The sequence below is a fragment of the Streptomyces sp. P9-A2 genome, from assembly GCF_036634175.1.
GTDB lineage: Bacteria > Actinomycetota > Actinomycetes > Streptomycetales > Streptomycetaceae > Streptomyces > Streptomyces pratens.
In genome coordinates, this window is record NZ_JAZIFX010000001.1 from 5029714 (window position 1) to 5047736 (window position 18023).

The window sequence follows — 18023 nt, forward strand, 5'->3', positions numbered from 1 at the left end:
CGCCCGGCGCGTCACACTCTTTTCCCCAGGAGCAAGCGCCATGACCGTCCCCGCCGATCCCCAGGCCCCCTACGGCTACGACCCGCAGGGCCGTCCCTACTCCGACAAGTCGAAGATCGTCGCCGGTCTCCTCCAGATCTTCCTGGGGACCCTGGGCATCGGCCGCTTCTACGTCGGTTCCGTCGGCATCGGCGTCGCCCAGCTGCTGACCTGTGGTGGCCTCGGCCTCTGGTCGCTGATCGACGGCGTCCTGTTCCTCACGAGCAACGACCGCACCGACAAGCAGGGCCGCGTCCTGCGCGGCTGACGCGGCACCGGCCGCTCCGGTCGCCGTACATGTCCGAGGCCCCGATCCAGCCGGATCGGGGCCTCGGACATGTACGGGCGAAGCCGTCAGAAGCGGCGCGTGATGAGCGCCCGCTTCACCTCGGCGATCGCCTTGGTGACCTCGATGCCGCGCGGGCACGCGTCCGTGCAGTTGAAGGTCGTACGGCAACGCCACACGCCGTCACGGTCGTTGAGGATCTCCAGGCGCTGCTCGCCGGCCTCGTCGCGCGAGTCGAAGATGAACCGGTGCGCGTTGACGATGGCGGCCGGACCGAAGTACTGGCCGTCGTTCCAGAACACCGGGCACGAGGACGTGCAGGCGGCGCACAGGATGCACTTCGTCGTGTCGTCGAAACGCTCGCGGTCCTCGGCGGACTGCAGCCGCTCGCGCGTCGGCTCGTTGGTCTCCTTCGTGATCAGGAAGGGCATCACGTCCCGGTAGGCCTGGAAGAACGGCTCCATGTCCACGATCAGGTCCTTGAGGACCGTCAGGCCCTTTATGGCCTCGACCGTGATCGGCTTCTCGGGGTTGAGGTCCTTGATCAGCGTCTTGCACGCCAGGCGGTTCTTGCCGTTGATCCGCATGGCGTCGGAGCCGCAGATGCCGTGGGCGCAGGAACGGCGGAAGGTCAGCGTGCCGTCCTGATCCCACTTGATCTTGTGCAGCGCGTCGAGGACGCGCTCCTTGGGGTCGATCTCCAGCTGGAAGTCTTCCCAGACCACCTCGTCGGAGACCTCCGGGTTGAACCGGCGGATCCGGAAGGTCGCGGTGATGTACGGGGAGTCGCCGAAGCCGGGCTCGGGCGATCCGGCCGCGTCCGCCTTGTCCATAACAGGGGTAGCCATCAGTACTTACGCTCCATCGGCTGGTAGCGGGTCTGGACGACCGGCTTGTAGTCGAGCCGGATCGACTCGGTGCCGTCGTCGCCCACCTCGCGGTACGCCATGGTGTGGCGCATGAAGTTGACGTCGTCCCGGTTCGGGTAGTCCTCGCGGTAGTGACCGCCGCGGGACTCCTTGCGGGCGAGCGCGGACGTGGCCATGACCTCGGCCAGGTCGAGCAGGTTGCCCAGCTCGATCGCCTCCAGCAGGTCGGTGTTGAACCGCTTGCCCTTGTCCTGGATGGAGACGTTCAGGTAGCGCTCGCGCAGCTCCGCGATCTTTTCGACCGCCGTCTTGATCGTCTGCTCGGTGCGGAACACCATGACGTTGGCGTCCATGGTGTCCTGCAGCTCGCGGCGGATCTCGGCCACCCGCTCGGTGCCGGTGGAGGACCGCAGCCGCTCGATCTGCCCGACGACGAAGGACTCCGGGTCGTCCGGCAGCTCGAGGTAGTCGGCGGTGTGCGCGTACTCGGCGGCCGCGATACCGGCCCGCTTGCCGAACACGTTGATGTCCAGCAGCGAGTTGGTGCCCAGCCGGTTGGCGCCGTGCACCGACACGCAGGCGACCTCGCCGGCCGCGTACAGGCCGGGGACGACGGTGGTGTTGTCCGCCAGCACCTCGCCCTGGACGTTCGTCGGGATGCCGCCCATGGCGTAGTGCGCGGTCGGCTGGATCGGGATCGGGTCCGTGTACGGCTCGATGCCCAGGTAGGTCCGCGCGAACTCCGTGATGTCGGGCAGCTTGGCGTCCAGCTGCTCCGGCGGGAGGTGGGTGAGGTCCAGGAAGACGTGGTCGCCCTCGGGACCGCAGCCGCGGCCCTCACGGATCTCCGTGTAGATGGACCGGGACACGACGTCGCGGGAGGCGAGGTCCTTCATGACCGGCGCGTACTTCTCCATGAAGCGCTCGCCGTCCTTGTTGCGCAGGATGCCGCCCTCACCGCGGGCGCCCTCCGTCAGCAGGATGCCCATGCGCCAGATGCCGGTCGGGTGGAACTGGAAGAACTCCATGTCCTCCAGCGGCAGCCCGCGCCGGTACACGGCCGCCTGGCCGTCACCGGTCAGGGTGTGCGCGTTGGACGTCACCCTGAAGAACTTGCCGTTGCCGCCGGAGGCGTAGATCACGGACTTCGCCCGGAAGATGTGGATCTCGCCGGTGGCCAGCTCGTACGCCACCACACCGGCCGACTTCTTGACGCCGTCGACCTCGGTGATCAGCTGGTCCAGGACGTAGAACTCGTTGAAGAACTCCACGCCCTCCTTGACGCAGTTCTGGTACAGCGTCTGGAGGATCATGTGACCGGTGCGGTCGGCCGCGTAGCAGGAGCGGCGGACCGGCGCCTCGCCGTGGTTGCGGCTGTGGCCGCCGAAGCGGCGCTGGTCGATGGTGCCGTCCGGGGTGCGGTTGAACGGCAGGCCCATCTTCTCCAGGTCGAGAACGGAGTCGATGGCCTCCTTCGCCAGGATCTCGGCGGCGTCCTGGTCGACCAGGTAGTCACCGCCCTTGACCGTGTCGAAAGTGTGCCACTCCCAGTTGTCCTCCTCCACGTTGGCCAGCGCGGCGGCCATGCCGCCCTGTGCGGCGCCCGTGTGGGAGCGGGTGGGGTAGAGCTTGGTCAGGACGGCGGTGCGACTGCGCTTCGTCGACTCGATGGCCGCGCGCATGCCCGCGCCACCGGCGCCGACGATGACGGTGTCGTACTTGTGGATCTTCATGATTCTCGCAGCCCCGTGCCTAGCGGATGTTCGGGTCGAAGGTGAAGATCACCAGCGTGCCCAGCAGGATGGTGAACACCGTGGCGGTGTAGAGCAGGCCCTTGAGCCACAGCCTGGTGTTCGCGCGCTCCGCGTAGTCGTTGATGACCGTGCGCAGGCCGTTCGTGCCGTGCAGCATCGCGAGCCAGAGCATCAGCAGGTCCCAGACCTGCCAGAACGGCGAGGCCCAGCGGCCCGCCACGAAGGCGAAGCCGATCTTGGAGACGCCGCCGTCCAGCACGAGCTGGATCAGCAGGTGCCCGATGACCAGGACGACCAGGACGACGCCGGACAGGCGCATGAACAGCCAGGCGGCCATCTCGAAGTTGCCCCGGGTGGTCTTCGGGGTCTTCTTGGTCCGCTTGCGCGGGGGCTCGATGACCGGCGCCGGGTTGTCGACCGAGTAGAGCGACGCGCCCTCGACGGGGCCGACGCCCGAAGCGGTGGATTCAGTCGTGGACATTGGCGTCAGCTCCCGAACAGTTCACGAGTGGCGTGGCCGAGGACGGGGTAGAGCGCCCCGATCATCAGCACGACCCACACGGCGACGACGGTCCAGAGCATCTGCTTCTGGTACCGGGCGCCCTGGAGCCAGAAGTCGACGGCGATGACACGCAGGCCGTTGAGCGCGTGGAAGAGGACGGCGGCGACGAGGCCGTACTCCAGCAGCGCGACGATCGGCGTCTTGTACGTGGCCACGACGGTGTCGTAGGCCTCCGGGGACACGCGCACGAGGGCGGTGTCCAGCACGTGAACGAACAGGAAGAAGAAGATGAGGACGCCGGTGACTCGATGAGCCACCCAGGACCACATTCCTTCCCGGCCGCGGTACAGCGTTCCAGCCGGCACGGAATTTTCCTCCGGGAGCGGGGGTTGGGGCCGCGCCGGCTTTCTCCATGTCGGTCGGGCCCGGCCGGGTACGGTCCACCGGCCCCCAGCATCGTAGCCACGTATGGCGGCGCGGCGGACAGGGGCCCTGCCGCTGTGATCGAACTGGCACGCTTACGGGCTAGAGGGGCGGGCCGCGGGACGGGCGGCAGGGGCGGGGCCGGGACGGGTTCCGAGGCGCCCCTGAGGGGGTTTTCGGGTGGCTTGACACGGCTTGGTGCGGGTTTGGCGCCGCCTTCGGGCAGGTGACGCGGGCCGTCAGCGGGCCGCCGGTGATCCGCCCTCCGTGAGGAGAGCGGTCAGGCGGCCCCGGGCCAGACGCCGGAGCTCCTCCGCCGCCACCAGGCGCTCCTCCTCGGGATCGTTGGCCAATCGTGACCGGATGCCTTCGAGTACGTGGTCCAGGACCTCATCCGGCTTCAGACCATCGACGCAGATGACGAACGGATGCCCGAAACGGCTCTCGTAGACCGCGTCGGCCGCGTTCAGGGCCGTATGGGCGGCGGAGTAGGCGTCAGCCGGGAGACCGGGGAGGGCTTCCGAGGCCAGCGCGTCGGCGCGGTCCGCGCGGGGCAGGTCGTAGGCCGCCTCGTCCGCCGCCGCCAGGAGGGCTTCCAGGTCCGGGTACGGACGGTGGGCCGCGACGCGCACGGCCCAGCGGGGGCTGTGCAGGCAGGCCAGCAGGGTGCGCTCGGCGTCCTCGGTGGTCGCGGCGTTGAAGTGGTCCAGTTCGGACGGGGCGCCGGGCGTGTCGGGTGCTCCGGGCGCCCCAGGGATGCCGGATGCTCCGAGGGTGCCGCGCGGTTGTTCGGGCACGGCGACCCGGTCGGAGAGGTGGGGGAGACGGTGCGCAGGCAGCGTGGGTCCTCGGGGCGTCACATGTGTGTCGGTGCGGGGGAAGGGATGGGGGAAGAGGTGTGGGTCGAGTGGCAGATGGTGTGAGAGTTGTGCCGACACGTTATCGAGTGAGTCCATGACGTGTCCGATCGATAGTCGAGATTCACCCGGACGGGAGGGTTTCGGAACAGCTCGTCGACGTCCGTCACCCGGATGGGCCGTAGGTTGAGTGTGTGAGTCAGCACAGGCAGCACAGGCGTCGGCCGTCCGCGCACCAGGTGAGACAGCGGCGGACGCTGGTCGTGGCCCTCGCGGCGGGCGCGGTGGTCGCGGCGTCCGGCGTGGGCGTCGGCCTCTGGGCGACGTCGGACGACGACGGCGGTCCGGCCGGTTCCGCGGCCTCCCGCTCCGGGGACACGGCGGATTCGCCGCCGTCCGGGGAGCCCGAGCCGAGCCCCACCCGTTCCTACCCCTTGTCCCGGGCGCCCCGGACCATCCCCGCGGTCCGTGACCACAGTGCCGAGCGCGGCCCCGGCTGGCGGCCCGAGCGCGGTCACCGGGTGGTCGTCGGCGATCCGGCCCTGGCGGACGAGGGCCGCCTCATAGCCGGTGAACTGGGCCTGACGTATGCGGGGAAGAAGGACGACGAGCGCGCCGGGGACCTGCGCCTGGAACTGAACAAGGGCAAGGGCGCGAACCCCGAGTCGTACACGATGACCGTGCGGGGCGGGCGGGTGACCGTCAGCGCCCCCGCCGAGGCGGGCGTCTTCTACGGCACCCGCACCCTCAAGCAGCAGATCCGCGGCGCCGAGACCGCCCCCGAGGGGGTCGTGCGCGACGAGCCCGCCAAGCAGCGGCGCGGGATGATGCTGGACATCGCGCGCAAGCACTTCACCGCCGGCTGGATCGAGGACCGGGTCCGTGAGCTCGGTGACCTGAAGTTCAACGAACTGGGTCTGCACTTCTCCGACGACCAGAGCTTCCGCATCGAGTCCGACTCGCACCCGGAGATCGTGGCCGACCAGCATCTGACCAAGGCGCAGGTCAAGCGGATCGTCGACCTCGCCGCGAGCCGGCACATCACCGTCGTGCCCGAGATCGACTCGCCCGGACACCTCGGCGCCGTCATCGCCGCCCACCCCGGCCTCCAGCTGCGCGACACGGGCGGCGGGGCCGTGCGCGGGGCGATCGACATCTCCGATCCCGAATCCGCCGAGATCGTCGACGACCTGCTGAACGAGTACGCGGAGCTGTTCCCCGGCTCGCAGTGGCACCTCGGCGCCGACGAGTACCAGGCGCTGGTGGTGTCCGACCCCGAGGCCTCGTTCCCGGGACTCGCCGCCGCCGCGCGGAAGAAGCACGGCTCCGGGGCCACCGTCGAGGACCTGGCCACGAGCTGGCTCAACGACCGCGCCGACACCGTCCGCGCCCACGGCCGCACACTCCGCGCCTGGAACGACGGCTTCTTCGAGGGTGGTTCGGTGCGGGCCGCGAAGGACATCCAGGTCGCCTACTGGACCGGCAAGGAGATCGGCGCCCGGCAGCCGGCGGACTATCTGGGCGAGGGCCGCGAGGTGCTCAACTACAACGACGAGTTCCTCTACTACGTGCTGGGTGAGCCGAACGACTTCGTCTACCCGACGGGGGAGCGGATCTACGAGCAGTGGACGCCGCGCGTGCTGCGCGGCACCACCGCCGTTCCCTCCCGGTACGACGGCCAGATCCTCGGCGGGTCCTTCGCCGTCTGGTGCGACCTGTCCGGTGCGCAGAGCGAGGACCAGGTCGCGGCCGGGATCAGGATGCCGCTGCGGGCGACCGTGCAGAAGCTCTGGGATCCGGCCGGACCGGCGCTGTCCTGGGCGGAGTTCCGGAGCCTGGCGGACGAGGTGGACTGAGCCGGACCGGGTGCGGCGGTTTCGGTGACTTTCGGTGGGTTCCCGAAGGTTCCGGAGGGGCAGAGAACTGCTGGGGCTCGGGTTTCGCGGGATGGATCACGGCGTATTCCTGCGAACCTCCGTACGGCTGTGGTGGTTTTCTGGCGAGCCGAAACCGATACACCGGGGGGATGCCGGCACATGGGCTACTGGGGGTATTTCGTCGTGGGCCGTGACGAGCGGCCGCTTGCCGAACGGGACGCGCTGGCCGGTGCCCGGGGGATGACCCTGCGCACGTCGGCCCCGGGCGGATGGCAGGTCTGGGAGTACCCGAGCGGCGACGGCGGCATAGGGAACATGAACGACCTCGCCGGGGAGACCGGCGCACCCGCGCTGTTCGGCTACGTGATGGACAGTGACTGCGTGGTGGTGGAGGCGGCGGCACCTCGGAGCGGCGCCTGGACGACCTGCCTGGCGCGGTCCGCGATGGCCGGCTACCTCGGCGCCCCGGCGGCGGACGGCACCGGCGGGGTGGACGCCGGCGGGGGCGCGGAGGGCGTGGTGCAGGACGGGCTCACGCTGGAGGACTACTTCCTGGAGCCCCGGGACGCCGCCGACCGGGCCGTCGAGTGGGCCGCCGAGGCCGGACACACGGCGTCCGCGGAGGAACTGCTCGAGGTACTGACCGCCGAACCCGCCCCCGACCCCCTGGCCGAAAACCTGTTCTTCAGACTGCTCGACCGGCTCGGTGTCGTCCCGCTGTGACATTCCCGGCCCGTCGCACGCAGTAAGGGAAAGTGCGGCCTCCGTACCGGTGAGGTCGGTAAAGGGCCTTTTCGGAGGCCTGTGAAGACCCGCTGAGGAGACGTGGATGAGCTTGGTGGAACTGACCGCGCAGGCTGACGAGCGAGGGCTGGCCGCGAGCGGGGTGGCTTGTTTGGACCGCTGCGTGCCGTTGCTGGGCGGTGACGACGAGACGCTGCGCCCCCTGTGGGGGAGCCTCGCCGGGGACGCCGCCGCCGAGGAGTGGGCCGAGCGGCTGGAGCAGATCCGCGGCAAGCTCGACGCGGCGCACGACGCGGGCGGCACGCGCGGCGCCGAGGCGGCGGCGCTCGCGCACCGGATGCTCGCCACCGCCCCGGCGGAGCGCTCCGCCGACGCGCTGCGCGGGTGGGCCCACGCCTGCTCGGTCACCGCGCTGCGGGTCCACCGCATCCTGGACGGCGGCGATCCCGCCGAGGACGTGACGGACGCGGTCGAGGCGGTCCGGGAGGGCCGTACGGAAGGCCTGCCCCTGTCCCCGCTCTGCACCGCCGAACTACGACGCCAGATCACCGTCCTGGAGATCCTGGCCGGTCACGGCCCGGCCGGGCTGCGACGCGCGCTGGAGGTCTCGACGGAGGGCCGGCGGGTCCTGGTCGCGGCCCTCTCCCGCCGGAACCGCAGGGACGGCTGACCGGGCGGGGACGGGGGACCGGGCGGGGACGGGGGACCGGGCGGGGACGGGGAACCGGGCGGGGACGAAGGGCCGGGGCGGTACGGCTGCCGCCGGTTTCAAGGGGGCAGCCACTTCACCACCGCCTCGCGCTGCTGTGCCGTGCGCGTGTAGAACGCGGTCAGGTCGCGGTGGGCCGCCGTGAGGATGCCGCGTGTCTGCCGCTCCATGTCCGGGTCGCCATGGCACGGGACGATCCGGTCGCGGGCCCGCCGCCACAGCGCGTCGAAGTCGGCGGCCCTCAGGAAGCCGGCGACCCGGCCGGCCTGCGCCGCGGTGAGCAACAGGAGCGGCGGCCGGCCGGGGCCGGGCGCGAAGACCGGCCGGCCACCGAGCACGACGTGCGCGGGTGGTCCGGCCGGCATGTGCGGCGGGAGGGCGCCCGCGTAGAGGAACTCGTGGTCGAGGTAGCCCTTGTCGAGGACCTCCTCGCGGTGCCGGCCGATGCGTTCGCGCACGGTGTCCCAGTCGTCCTCGAACAGCCGCAGCAGCCAGACGGGGCTGTTGCGCAGGGCCGGGGCGGCACGGCGCGGAAGTGGAAGTACGTACTCATCGAAGACATGAGCGCGGCCGGGACCCGATCCGTCACCCCGATACCGATCGCCCTGTCGCCCGCCGGACCAGTCGTCCGCCGGAACGACCGCTCCTGTGGCCGCGCTGCGGTGGATGCGGGGCGGTTCCGCGCCGGTTGCCCGCGACCGGTCGGACGGCACCCACGGGGCAGCTGACGAACTGTGACACTTTCGTGGCGCCGGACGCTGATGACCTTGGGGCCGTGGGCGCGACCCGACATGGCGCGCCGGACGGCCGCGGCACGGACCGGTACGGACGAGGACAGTTCTTGGGCAAGGGAGGGCAACCCCGCCGCGCACAGGCGCACGACGGGGAACTGGGCGCGGCCGTCGCGCGGGCCCAGAACGGTGACGAGGCCGCCTTCGCCGTGGCCTACCGGCTCGTGCAGCCCCGACTTCTCGGCTACGTACGCGGACTGGTCGGCGACGACGCGGAGGACGTGACCTCGGACGCCTGGCTGGAGATAGCCCGCGACCTCGGCCGGTTCAAGGGCGACGGAGCGGGGTTCCGGGGCTGGACGGCGACCATCGCCCGGCACCGGGCACTGGACCACCTGCGCCGGCAACGGGCGCGGCCACGGCCCTCGGCGCTGGAACAGGACGTGCTGGACCTTCCCGGCCCGCAGAGCACGCCCGACCAGGCGCTGGAGGCCCTCTCCACCGAGCGCGCCCTGGAACTGGTCGCCGGGCTGCCCCGGGACCAGGCCGAGGCCGCGGGGTCCGTCCGCCGGCCCCTGCCGCCACCTCCGCCCCGTCCGAGGGCCTGCTCGAGGACCCGTCGGCCGGCCGGCCCCCCGCCGGCCCGGGCACGGACTCCGGCCCCACCGTCCCGGAGCGCGTGCTCCGGGGCAAGAACACCGAGGCCCACTGCGGCGCGTACGAGAAGGCCGAGGGGCGCGGCAAGGCGCTCGAACCGGCCGTCCGGAAGCGGCTCGTCGAGGATGCGGGCGGCGCGGCGCACATCGAGGCCCACTGCGTCGGGCGGTCGCGGTCGGCGGCGGGCGGGGCGGAGCCCGGTGGCACCGGCGCGCCCGGGAACCGGCCCGGCGACGTGGGCGACTCCGGCAATTCCGGCAACGGGATCGGTGGTTCGGGAAACGGGGCGGGCGGCCGTCAGGGTGCGTCCGACCGGCCGGGTGGCGAAAAGAAGCCGTAGCCCACGCCTGCCAAGGCAACGGCCAGGGCCGCCACCCCCCACAGGAGAGGCCCCGGCCGTCGCGCGGCACGGGCCGCGCGACGGCCCGTGATTCCTACAGCGCCACGAGTACCTTTTCTGTCACACCCGCATGGTCACAGGTTCGTCGAATCATGCACGGGATCATGGACGGACATGGACGGGGAGAGTTTGAGGTCGTAACGTGCCTTTCGCGCCGGGCTGCGACGGACACATGACCACGATCCACCCGCGGCCAGAGACCGCAACCATCAGTTGAGGAACCATGACGGCGAGAACCCGGTCCGCGAGAGCGGCGCCGGCTTAGGCGCAAAGAGGGTGCGCGGTGCTGGGGGACGACGCGGAGCTGACGGCTGCGGTGGGGGCGGCGCAGGACGGGGACGAGAGCGCGTTCCGGACGGTGTACCGGGCCGTGCACCCGCGGCTGCTGGGGTACGTACGCACGCTGGTCGGCGAACTCGACGCCGAGGACGTGACGTCCGAGGCGTGGCTGCAGATAGCCCGGGACCTGCAGCGGTTCAGCGGTGACGCGGACCGGTTCCGCGGCTGGGCCGCCCGGATCGCCCGCAACCGCGCCCTCGACCACATCCGCATGCGCGGGCGCCGCCCCGTGATCGGCGGCGACGAGACCGAACTGACCGGGCGGCCCGCCGCGTCCGACACCGCCGACCAGGCCATCGAGGCGATGGCCACCGACGGCGCCTTCGCCCTCATCTCGCGGCTGCCGCAGGACCAGGCGGAGGCCGTCGTCCTGCGGGTGGTCGTGGGCCTCGACGCGAGGACCGCCGCCGCGACGCTGGGCAAGCGGCCGGGTGCCGTACGCACGGCCGCGCACCGGGGCCTGAGGCGGCTGGCTGAGATACTCGACGGTGATCCGGAAGCACATCCGGAATCGGCAGGGGCGCTCGGTGCCCTCCCGCCCCAGAGAGAACCACGCCGCCCTGCGGTGACGTCCGCGAGTGTGACGCATATGCGAGCGCGGACGCAGAAGGACATGTGATGGCCGACGAGCAGTACAGGTGGCTGAGCCGTGAAACGGCGGAGCGACTGCTGAGCGGAGAGTCACCCGAAGCTGTCGACCCGGCCCACCGCGATCGGACCGAACGGCTCTCGAGCACACTCGGCGCGCTGTCCGCCCCACCCCCGCCGGCCGGCGGGGAACTCCCCGGTGAGGCCGCCGCGCTGGCCGCTTTCCGCGAGGTCCGTGAGGAACGGGCAGGACAGGCGGGACGGGCTGGACGGACGGGACAGGCGGGACGGGCTGGACAGGCGGGACGGGCTGGACGGACGGGACAGGCGGGACGGGCTGGACAGGCGGGACGGGCCGCCGAGGCCGGGCCCGCCCAGGGCACTGACGTCGGCCTGGTCAGGATCGGAGCCCCGTCCACGGACCGGCCCGGAGCCGAGCGGGCACCCCGCCGGCCGCGCCCCGTGCGCTTCGGGCTGGCCGCCGCGCTGACCGTGGGCATGGTCGGCGGTGCCGCGGTCCTGGCCGGTACCGGAGTGCTGCCGACACCGTCCGGAGTCTCCGGCCCCGCCGCCACGACCACCGCCACCGCCACCGCCACCGCCACCGGCCCACCCGAACGGTCCCTGCCGCCGCACCCGTCGGAGAAGGGCGCGTCGGGCGGTCCCGCCGCCGGGGGCGAGCCGGGCAAGCCGTCCGGGAACACCGACGGCGACACCGGGCAGCAGGACGGGCCGGGCGCCGACGAGGACGGCGGCGCGGCGGAGCCCGGCGCGAAGAGCGGCGACCTCGCGACCGGCAACGGCCGCGGGAATCAGATCGTCTCGGCCTGCCGTGCCTTACGTGACGGCCGCAAGCTCCCGGGTAACCGCAGGCGCCTGCTGGAGGGTGCGGCGGGTGGTTCCGGCCATGTCGGGCCGTACTGCGAGAACGTCCTGGCCCCCCACGGCACCGGAGCCGACACGGGTACGGGTTCCGGCTCCGGCTCCGGCTCCGGCTCCACGGTGAAGAGGGACGGCGGCAATGACACCGGCGACGGCCGAAGCACCAACGGGAACGGGAACGGCAACGGCGGCAGCGAAGGCGCGGCGAACGGGAACGGCAACAAGGGCAACGGGAAAAAGGGCAACGCCGGGAACGGCAAGGGCAACAACGGCAACGGTGGCAAGGGCAAGGGCAAGGGCAACAACGGTAACGGTGGCAACGGCAACGGCAACGGCAACGGCAACGGCAACGGCAACAGTGGCAACGGCAACGGAGGCAAGAACGGCAAGGACGCCGACGCATCCGGCTGACCTGCGACCTCACGGACGTTCGGTGTCTGCGCGACGCCGGGTGTGACGTTTTCGGCCACCGGGGCGCAGTACTGAGTGAGCCGACTGGTCATCGGCTTTTGCACGGAGCCAGGTCACCCCCCGTACCTGTGGCTCCTGCACTCGGCGCGGGCGGGACACGTTCCCCCGGTCCCGCCCGCGCCCTTCTCACCCTCCGATCCGATGCCGCCGGACGCCCGCGGCGCTCACCGGTGGACGACGACCTTGTCGCCGTCGCGCACCTGCTCGTACAGCCGGGCGATGGCCGCCTCGTCCCGCACATTGACGCAGCCGTGCGAGGAACCGGCGTAGCCCCGCGCGGCGAAGTCGGCCGAGAAGTGCACGGCCTGGCCGCCGCTGAAGAACATGGCGTAGGGCATCGGCGAGTCGTAGAGCGTGGACACGTGGTCGCGGGACTTCCAGTAGACCTCGAAGACGCCGTCGCGCGTCGGTGTGGGGTCGGAGCCGAAGCGGACGGGCAGCGTCGTCAGGGTCCGTCCGTCGATCATCCAGCGCAGGGTGCGGCTGGACTTGCTGATGCACAGCACCCGGCCCGTCCGGCAGCGCGCGTCGGGGGCGGCGGCCGGCTGGCCGCCCATCAGGTACAGCTCCCACCGGCCCGGCTCACGCGTCATGCCGAGCAGCCGCTGCCAGGTGACGGTGTCGGTCCGTCCGGTCCGCGGCAGCCCGCGCTTGCTCTGGAATCCCTCGACGGCCTCCCGCGTGGGACCGTCGTACGTCCCGGTGGGGCCGTCGAACAGCCAGGCGATCTGCCGCAGCCGGGCCTGGAGCTCACGGATGTCACGGCCCGAGTCACCGGGGGACCAGAGCACCCGCGCCGGCACGCTCTCCGCGCGGTCGCCGGCGCCGGAGCCCTCGTCCCTCCCGCCGTCGTCGCCGTCGTCGACCCCGGCCCCGGCCCCGGAATCGGAATCGGAATCGGAGCCCGTATCGGAGGACGGCCGGTACGCCGACGGCGTCCCGCTCGGCAGCTCGATGCGCACCGGAGACCGCCCGTCGCCGTCCGCGTCGACGGGCTGCACCGTGCAGCCCACCGCACCCCCGGCCAGCGCGGCCAGCGTCACTCCCATGGCCACGGCCCTCGTGGCCGTACCCGTACCCCTGCCCGTAGTGCGCATGCGAGCCCCCCTCGCCTCACCGGTCCCTGCGGGCCGTCACCTGAGATGCTCCCCGACGTGACCGCTCCCGAACCAGGGAGCATGGTGGTGAGTGGCAGGCGGACGGCGGCGGAGGTGAGCGCTGTGAGCGGGGTCCCGGCGGTCCTGTGAGGAAGGTCCCAGCGCGCGTCCCTGCACCCGGGGCGTACCCCGCGACTACAGTCCGTCGGAAGAACGGGTTCTTACCGGCGGGTAGGCGGTCCGACCGGTGAGCAACTGACGGTAAACGGGCGAGCAGGCCGACAGCGCCGCTCGGTGGGAGGCAACACACCATGGCACGCGAGTCGGGCAGTGCCCGGTACACCGAGAGCGGACTGCCCATCGAACCGGTCTACGGACCGGAGTCCCTCGAGGGCTGGGACCCGGACGAGCGGCTGGGCGAGCCGGGGACGTACCCGTTCACCCGGGGCGTGTACCCGACGATGTACACCGGTCGCCCCTGGACGATGCGCCAGTACGCCGGTTTCGGCACGGCGACCGAGTCCAACGCCCGGTACAAGCAGCTGATCGCCAACGGCACGATGGGCCTGTCGGTCGCCTTCGACCTGCCCACCCAGATGGGCCACGACTCCGACGCCCCGATCGCCTCGGGCGAGGTCGGCAAGGTGGGCGTCGCCATCGACTCGATCGACGACATGAGGGTGCTGTTCGGCGGGATCCCGCTGGACAAGGTCTCCACGTCGATGACGATCAACGCGCCCGCCTCCCTCCTGCTGCTCCTGTACCAACTCGTCGCCGAGGAGCAGGGCGTCCCGGCCGATAAGCTCACCGGCACGATCCAGAACGACGTACTCAAGGAGTACATCGCCCGGGGCACCTACATCTTCCCGCCCAAGCCCTCCCTGCGGCTGATCGCGGACATCTTCAAGTACTGCCGGGCCGAGATCCCGAAGTGGAACACGATCTCGATCTCCGGCTACCACATGGCCGAGGCGGGGGCCTCCCCGGCGCAGGAGATCGCGTTCACCCTGGCCGACGGCATCGAGTACGTCCGTACCGCGGTCGCGGCCGGCATGGACGTCGACGACTTCGCACCCCGTCTGTCGTTCTTCTTCGTCTCCCGCACGACGATCCTGGAGGAGGTCGCCAAGTTCCGCGCGGCCCGCCGGATCTGGGCCCGGGTCATGAAGGAGGAGTTCGGCGCGAAGAACCCCAAGTCGCTGATGCTGCGCTTCCACACGCAGACCGCCGGTGTCCAGCTGACCGCCCAGCAGCCCGAGGTCAACCTGGTGCGCGTCGCCGTGCAGGGCCTGGCCGCGGTCCTCGGCGGCACGCAGTCGCTGCACACCAACTCCTTCGACGAGGCCATCGCGCTGCCCACCGACAAGAGCGCCCGCCTGGCCCTGCGCACCCAGCAGGTCCTCGCCTACGAGACGGACGTGACGGCGACCGTCGACCCGTTCGCCGGCTCCTACGTCATCGAGCGGATGACCGACGAGGTGGAGGCCGCCGCGCTGGAGCTGATGAAGCGGGTCGAGGACCTCGGCGGCGCGGTCGACGCCATCGAAAACGGCTTCCAGAAGAGCGAGATCGAGCACTCCGCCTACCGCATCGCCCAGGAGACCGACTCCGGCGAGCGGGTCGTGGTCGGCGTCAACCGCTACCAGCTCGATGCCGAGGAGCCCTACGAGCCGCTGCGCGTCGACCCGGCGATCGAGGCCCAGCAGGCCGAACGCCTGGCGAGGCTCCGCGCGGAGCGCGACCAGCAGGCGGTGGACACCGCCCTGGCCGCCCTGAAGAAGGCCGCGGAGGGCGAGGACAACGTCCTGTACCCGATGAAGGACGCCCTGCGCGCGCGGGCCACGGTGGGCGAGGTGTGCAACGCGCTGCGGGAAATCTGGGGGACCTACGTGCCGAGCGACGCGTTCTGACCCGACGGGTCACCCCGTACGGGTGATCATGGGTGGAATGCACCCGGTTCCGGGTTACGGCCGTGGAGGGTGTTCCCGGAAGGGGGTGCCGTGGCTGTGATGCTGGGCAAGTCGCCGCTCGCCGATGCTGCTGAACAACTCTGGGAGGAACTGCCCGCACACCGCGTGGAGATCCTCAACGGGAGCATGAGTGTGACCCAACCGCCGGACGGGCCGCATCAAGAGTCGCTGACCTGGCTGATCGAGAAGTTTTTCAGGGCCGGAGCCAGGCAAGCGGGACTCAGGTATGTGCAGGGCATCGGCTTGTGGCTGCCGACCGGGCCGGACGACTACGCGGTACCGGATTTCTCTGTCGTCCACGCCGACTACAGGGAGGCCTTGGTCGAGAAGAACTGCTACGCACCGCACGTCTTCCGACTGGTGCTGGAGGTGACTTCGTCCTACTGGACGTACGACACGGCCACGAAGGCTGATGTCTACGCTCGGGCGAACATTCCCGTTTACCTCATCGCCGACCGCAGGCACGACCAGGTCCTGCTCTACACCGATCCGAAGGACGGCAAGTACCCCGACCCCCAGCACTTCAAGCGGGGCCAGTCCGTCCCCGTCCCCGAATCCGTCGGGATCACCCTCGACCTCTCCGTCGACACCCTCCTGGACGGCGACGACTGACCGAACTCCGGACAGTCGAATCGGAGTGTCGTAGCCCCGTGCGACACTCCTTCTCATGTTCGGCGTCATCGATCTCCCCACCTACCTGGCCGGCCTGATCCTCATCGTGCTGCTGCCCGGTCCCAACTCGCTGTACGTGCTGTCCGTCGCGGCCCGGCGCGGGGTGCGGACCGGCTACAAGGCGGCGGCCGGAGTCTGGTGCGGGGACGCCGTGCTGATGACGCTGTCCGCGGCGGGCGTCGCCTCGCTGCTCCAGGGGAACGCCGTGCTGTTCGGCATCGTGAAGTACGCGGGCGCCGGCTATCTGACGTGGCTCGCGATCGGCATGCTGCGCGCCGCCTGGGGCATGTGGCGGACCCGGCGCGAGCAGAGCGCCCTCGAGAGCGCCCCCGGGGCGGCCGCGGCCGAGGCGGCCCCGATGGAGCGGCCGTACCGCAGGGCGCTGGTCATCAGTCTGCTCAACCCCAAGGCGATCCTGTTCTTCATCTCCTTCTTCGTGCAGTTCGTCGACCCGGCCTACGCCTACCCGGCGCTGTCCTTCGTCGTCCTCGGCGTCTTCGCGCAGATCGCCAGCGTGCTCTACCTCAGCGCGCTGATATTCGGCGGCACCAAGCTCGCCGCCGCTTTCCGCCGCCGCCGGGTCCTGTCGGCGGGCGCCACCTCGGCGGCCGGCGCCCTGTTCCTGGGCTTCGCGGCGAAGCTGACGCTCGCGAGCGCTTAGAGCCTCTCGTTCGGGTCAGGCCGGCGGCCGGCGAGGGCCGAACCGGGTCAGGTACTCCGGAAGTCCGGCCGCCGCCGTGTCCCCTGCCCAGCCGACGTACCCGTCGGGCCGGACGAGGAACAGCCCCGTTCCGTAGGACTGGTGCGCCGGTCCGCGCACCACCCGCACGGGCACTTCGGTGCCGGGCGCCGGCACCCCCAGTGCCAGCAGGGTCCAGTGCGGCCCCCGGAACGCGTCGAAGAGGCGCACGCCGTCCACCGTGGCGTCGGGGGCGCGGTCGCCCGCCCGCAGCGGGCCGGGAGCCGTACGTGTCTCGCGCGTGAGGGACGACGCCGGGTAGCCCAGGCCCAGTTGGCGCGTGGCCGCTCCGCGCCTGGTCTCGCCCCGGTGGACGCTGGTGGACAGGCTGAGCATCTGCGCGGCGATCGGGCGCCGCTCCTCCTCGTAGGTGTCCAGCAGGGGCGCGCCAGCCCCGTCGCGCAGCACCGCGCCCAGCTTCCAGCCCAGGTTGTGGGCGTCCTGGACGCTGGTGTTGAGGCCCTGCCCGCCGGCCGGGGAGTGCACGTGTGCCGCGTCACCGGCGAGGAACACCCGGCCCGCGCGGAAGCGGTCGGCCAGCGCGGCCCGTGGGCGGAAGTCCGAGGCCCAGCGGACCTCGGTGACGTCGTCGGGGGCGAGGTGGGAGCGGGCGGCGACGACCCGCCGTATGCCGTCGAGGGAAAGGTCCACCTCCGTACCGTGCGCGAACCGGGTGGTCAGCTGGAAGTCCTCCGTCCCGGCCAGCGGACAGATCGCGAGGATGTCGCCGCCCGCCCCGTCTCCGTCGTCGCCGCCGCCGTCGCGGGGCGGGAAGATGTGCCAGTTGTCGCGGTCGAGGCCGGTGATCCGCACGTCCGCCACGAGCATGGGGCCCGGGTCGAGTTGCTCCCCGGTCATGGCGATGCCGACCGCGCGGCGCACCGTCGAGCGGCCGCCGTCCGCGGCGACGGTGTACCGGGCGCGCACCGTGTCGCCGGAGGTGAGGCGCGCCGTCACGCCCTCCTCGTCCTGGGTCAGGCCGGTGACCTTCCGGCCGAAGGCGACCTTGCCGCCGAGTTCCTCCAGTCGCTCCAGCAGGATCCGCTGTGTGCGCCACTGCGGAATCATGCAGGGCTCGGTGTACGGCGAGTTCTCGTCCGCCCCGACCGGGTCGAACATCCGGTGCTCGCCGACCCGCTCGCCGTCCTGCCAGATCATCCCGGCCGGGTAGGTTCCGCCCGCCGCGCGGATCGCGTCGTACACGCCGAGGTCGTCGAAGATCTCCATGGTGCGCGGCTGGAGCCCTTTGCCGCGCGAGCCGGGGAACAGCCCGTCCGCCCGTTCCACGACCTGGGCGGGAACCCCGCGCCGGGCCAGGTCGATACCGAGGGTGAGGCCGGTGGGGCCGGCGCCCACGATCAGGACATCGGTGTCGTTCACGATCCGCTCCTTAACGCTGTTAAGTGACTGTCATTGC

The 18023-nt window shown here is 71.4% G+C and carries 18 protein-coding genes and 1 pseudogene; 11 read left to right on the top strand and 8 right to left on the bottom strand.

The annotated features are described in order from the left end of the window. Positions 1 to 40: 40 nt before the first annotated feature. Positions 41 to 307 carry a TM2 domain-containing protein gene (locus tag V4Y04_RS23010; protein WP_332430215.1) on the top strand — a complete coding sequence of 89 codons (267 nt, stop codon included), beginning with the start codon at positions 41 to 43 and terminating at the stop codon, positions 305 to 307. An 86-nt stretch (positions 308 to 393) separates the two neighbouring features. Here the strand turns inward: V4Y04_RS23010 and V4Y04_RS23015 are convergent, their stop codons facing one another. The 5 genes from V4Y04_RS23015 to V4Y04_RS23035 all read right to left on the bottom strand — a co-directional run bounded on the left by V4Y04_RS23015 (position 394) and on the right by V4Y04_RS23035 (position 4829). Next, positions 394 to 1173 carry a succinate dehydrogenase iron-sulfur subunit gene (locus tag V4Y04_RS23015; protein ID WP_332430216.1) on the bottom strand — a complete coding sequence of 260 codons (780 nt, stop codon included), beginning with the start codon at positions 1171 to 1173 and terminating at the stop codon, positions 394 to 396. Continuing rightward, positions 1173 to 2927 (bottom strand): succinate dehydrogenase flavoprotein subunit, encoded by a 1755-nt coding sequence (gene sdhA / locus V4Y04_RS23020; protein ID WP_332430217.1) that lies wholly within the window; start codon positions 2925 to 2927, stop codon positions 1173 to 1175. Before sdhA ends, V4Y04_RS23015 begins: the two co-directional genes overlap by 1 nt. A gap of 19 nt (positions 2928 to 2946) precedes the next feature. Continuing rightward, positions 2947 to 3429: a succinate dehydrogenase hydrophobic membrane anchor subunit gene (locus tag V4Y04_RS23025; protein ID WP_332430218.1), complete on the bottom strand. Its 483-nt coding sequence runs from the start codon at positions 3427 to 3429 to the stop codon at positions 2947 to 2949. A gap of 5 nt (positions 3430 to 3434) precedes the next feature. Continuing rightward, the gene (gene sdhC, locus V4Y04_RS23030) at positions 3435 to 3815 is read right to left on the bottom strand and encodes a succinate dehydrogenase, cytochrome b556 subunit (protein WP_332430219.1); all 381 of its coding nucleotides are present in this window, start codon (positions 3813 to 3815) and stop codon (positions 3435 to 3437) included. 297 nt (positions 3816 to 4112) lie between these two features. Then, on the bottom strand, positions 4113 to 4829 hold the full coding sequence (locus tag V4Y04_RS23035; protein ID WP_443080064.1) for a 2-oxo-4-hydroxy-4-carboxy-5-ureidoimidazoline decarboxylase: 717 nt from the start codon (positions 4827 to 4829) through the stop codon (positions 4113 to 4115). A 158-nt stretch (positions 4830 to 4987) separates the two neighbouring features. Between V4Y04_RS23035 and V4Y04_RS23040 the strand changes: the two genes are divergently transcribed. From V4Y04_RS23040 to V4Y04_RS23050, 3 genes are all read left to right on the top strand, one after another. Beyond that, on the top strand, positions 4988 to 6586 hold the full coding sequence (locus V4Y04_RS23040) for a beta-N-acetylhexosaminidase (RefSeq protein WP_332432965.1): 1599 nt from the start codon (positions 4988 to 4990) through the stop codon (positions 6584 to 6586). 180 nt (positions 6587 to 6766) lie between these two features. Further along, complete coding sequence (locus V4Y04_RS23045; RefSeq protein WP_332430221.1) at positions 6767 to 7330, top strand: hypothetical protein; 564 nt, start codon at positions 6767 to 6769, stop codon at positions 7328 to 7330. Between the two features lie 106 nt (positions 7331 to 7436). Further along, the gene (locus tag V4Y04_RS23050; protein WP_332430222.1) at positions 7437 to 8021 is read left to right on the top strand and encodes a hypothetical protein; all 585 of its coding nucleotides are present in this window, start codon (positions 7437 to 7439) and stop codon (positions 8019 to 8021) included. A gap of 98 nt (positions 8022 to 8119) precedes the next feature. Here V4Y04_RS23050 and V4Y04_RS23055 read toward each other — a convergent pair whose 3' ends face one another. Then, positions 8120 to 8773, bottom strand: coding sequence for a DUF1877 family protein (locus V4Y04_RS23055; RefSeq protein WP_332430223.1), 654 nt, complete (start codon positions 8771 to 8773; stop codon positions 8120 to 8122). A 128-nt stretch (positions 8774 to 8901) separates the two neighbouring features. Here V4Y04_RS23055 and V4Y04_RS23060 point away from each other — a divergent pair. The 4 genes and pseudogenes from V4Y04_RS23060 to V4Y04_RS23075 form a co-directional block, all read left to right on the top strand. Beyond that, positions 8902 to 9345: pseudogene (locus V4Y04_RS23060) on the top strand (RNA polymerase sigma factor); the annotation flags it as partial. Positions 9346 to 9470: 125 nt separating this feature from the next. Next, positions 9471 to 9788, top strand: coding sequence for a hypothetical protein (locus tag V4Y04_RS23065; RefSeq protein WP_332433157.1), 318 nt, complete (start codon positions 9471 to 9473; stop codon positions 9786 to 9788). A gap of 343 nt (positions 9789 to 10131) precedes the next feature. Further along, the gene (locus V4Y04_RS23070; RefSeq protein ID WP_332430224.1) at positions 10132 to 10806 is read left to right on the top strand and encodes an RNA polymerase sigma factor; all 675 of its coding nucleotides are present in this window, start codon (positions 10132 to 10134) and stop codon (positions 10804 to 10806) included. Continuing rightward, complete coding sequence (locus V4Y04_RS23075; protein WP_332430225.1) at positions 10806 to 12068, top strand: hypothetical protein; 1263 nt, start codon at positions 10806 to 10808, stop codon at positions 12066 to 12068. The genes V4Y04_RS23070 and V4Y04_RS23075 overlap by 1 nt, the downstream gene beginning before the upstream one ends. A gap of 224 nt (positions 12069 to 12292) precedes the next feature. Here V4Y04_RS23075 and V4Y04_RS23080 read toward each other — a convergent pair whose 3' ends face one another. Further along, complete coding sequence (locus tag V4Y04_RS23080; protein ID WP_332430226.1) at positions 12293 to 13177, bottom strand: L,D-transpeptidase family protein; 885 nt, start codon at positions 13175 to 13177, stop codon at positions 12293 to 12295. 359 nt (positions 13178 to 13536) lie between these two features. Between V4Y04_RS23080 and V4Y04_RS23085 the strand changes: the two genes are divergently transcribed. The 3 genes from V4Y04_RS23085 (at position 13537) to leuE (ending at position 16528) form a co-directional block, all read left to right on the top strand. Continuing rightward, complete coding sequence (locus V4Y04_RS23085; protein ID WP_332430227.1) at positions 13537 to 15135, top strand: acyl-CoA mutase large subunit family protein; 1599 nt, start codon at positions 13537 to 13539, stop codon at positions 15133 to 15135. A gap of 99 nt (positions 15136 to 15234) precedes the next feature. Further along, positions 15235 to 15807, top strand: a complete 573-nt coding sequence (locus V4Y04_RS23090; RefSeq protein WP_332432966.1) for a Uma2 family endonuclease — start codon at positions 15235 to 15237, stop codon at positions 15805 to 15807. Positions 15808 to 15862: 55 nt separating this feature from the next. Continuing rightward, the gene (leuE, locus tag V4Y04_RS23095; protein WP_332430228.1) at positions 15863 to 16528 is read left to right on the top strand and encodes a leucine efflux protein LeuE; all 666 of its coding nucleotides are present in this window, start codon (positions 15863 to 15865) and stop codon (positions 16526 to 16528) included. A gap of 15 nt (positions 16529 to 16543) precedes the next feature. On the opposite strand, the gene V4Y04_RS23100 is transcribed toward leuE, so the two are convergent. Further along, on the bottom strand, positions 16544 to 17986 hold the full coding sequence (locus V4Y04_RS23100; protein ID WP_443080065.1) for an FAD-dependent oxidoreductase: 1443 nt from the start codon (positions 17984 to 17986) through the stop codon (positions 16544 to 16546). Positions 17987 to 18023: the final 37 nt, after the last annotated feature.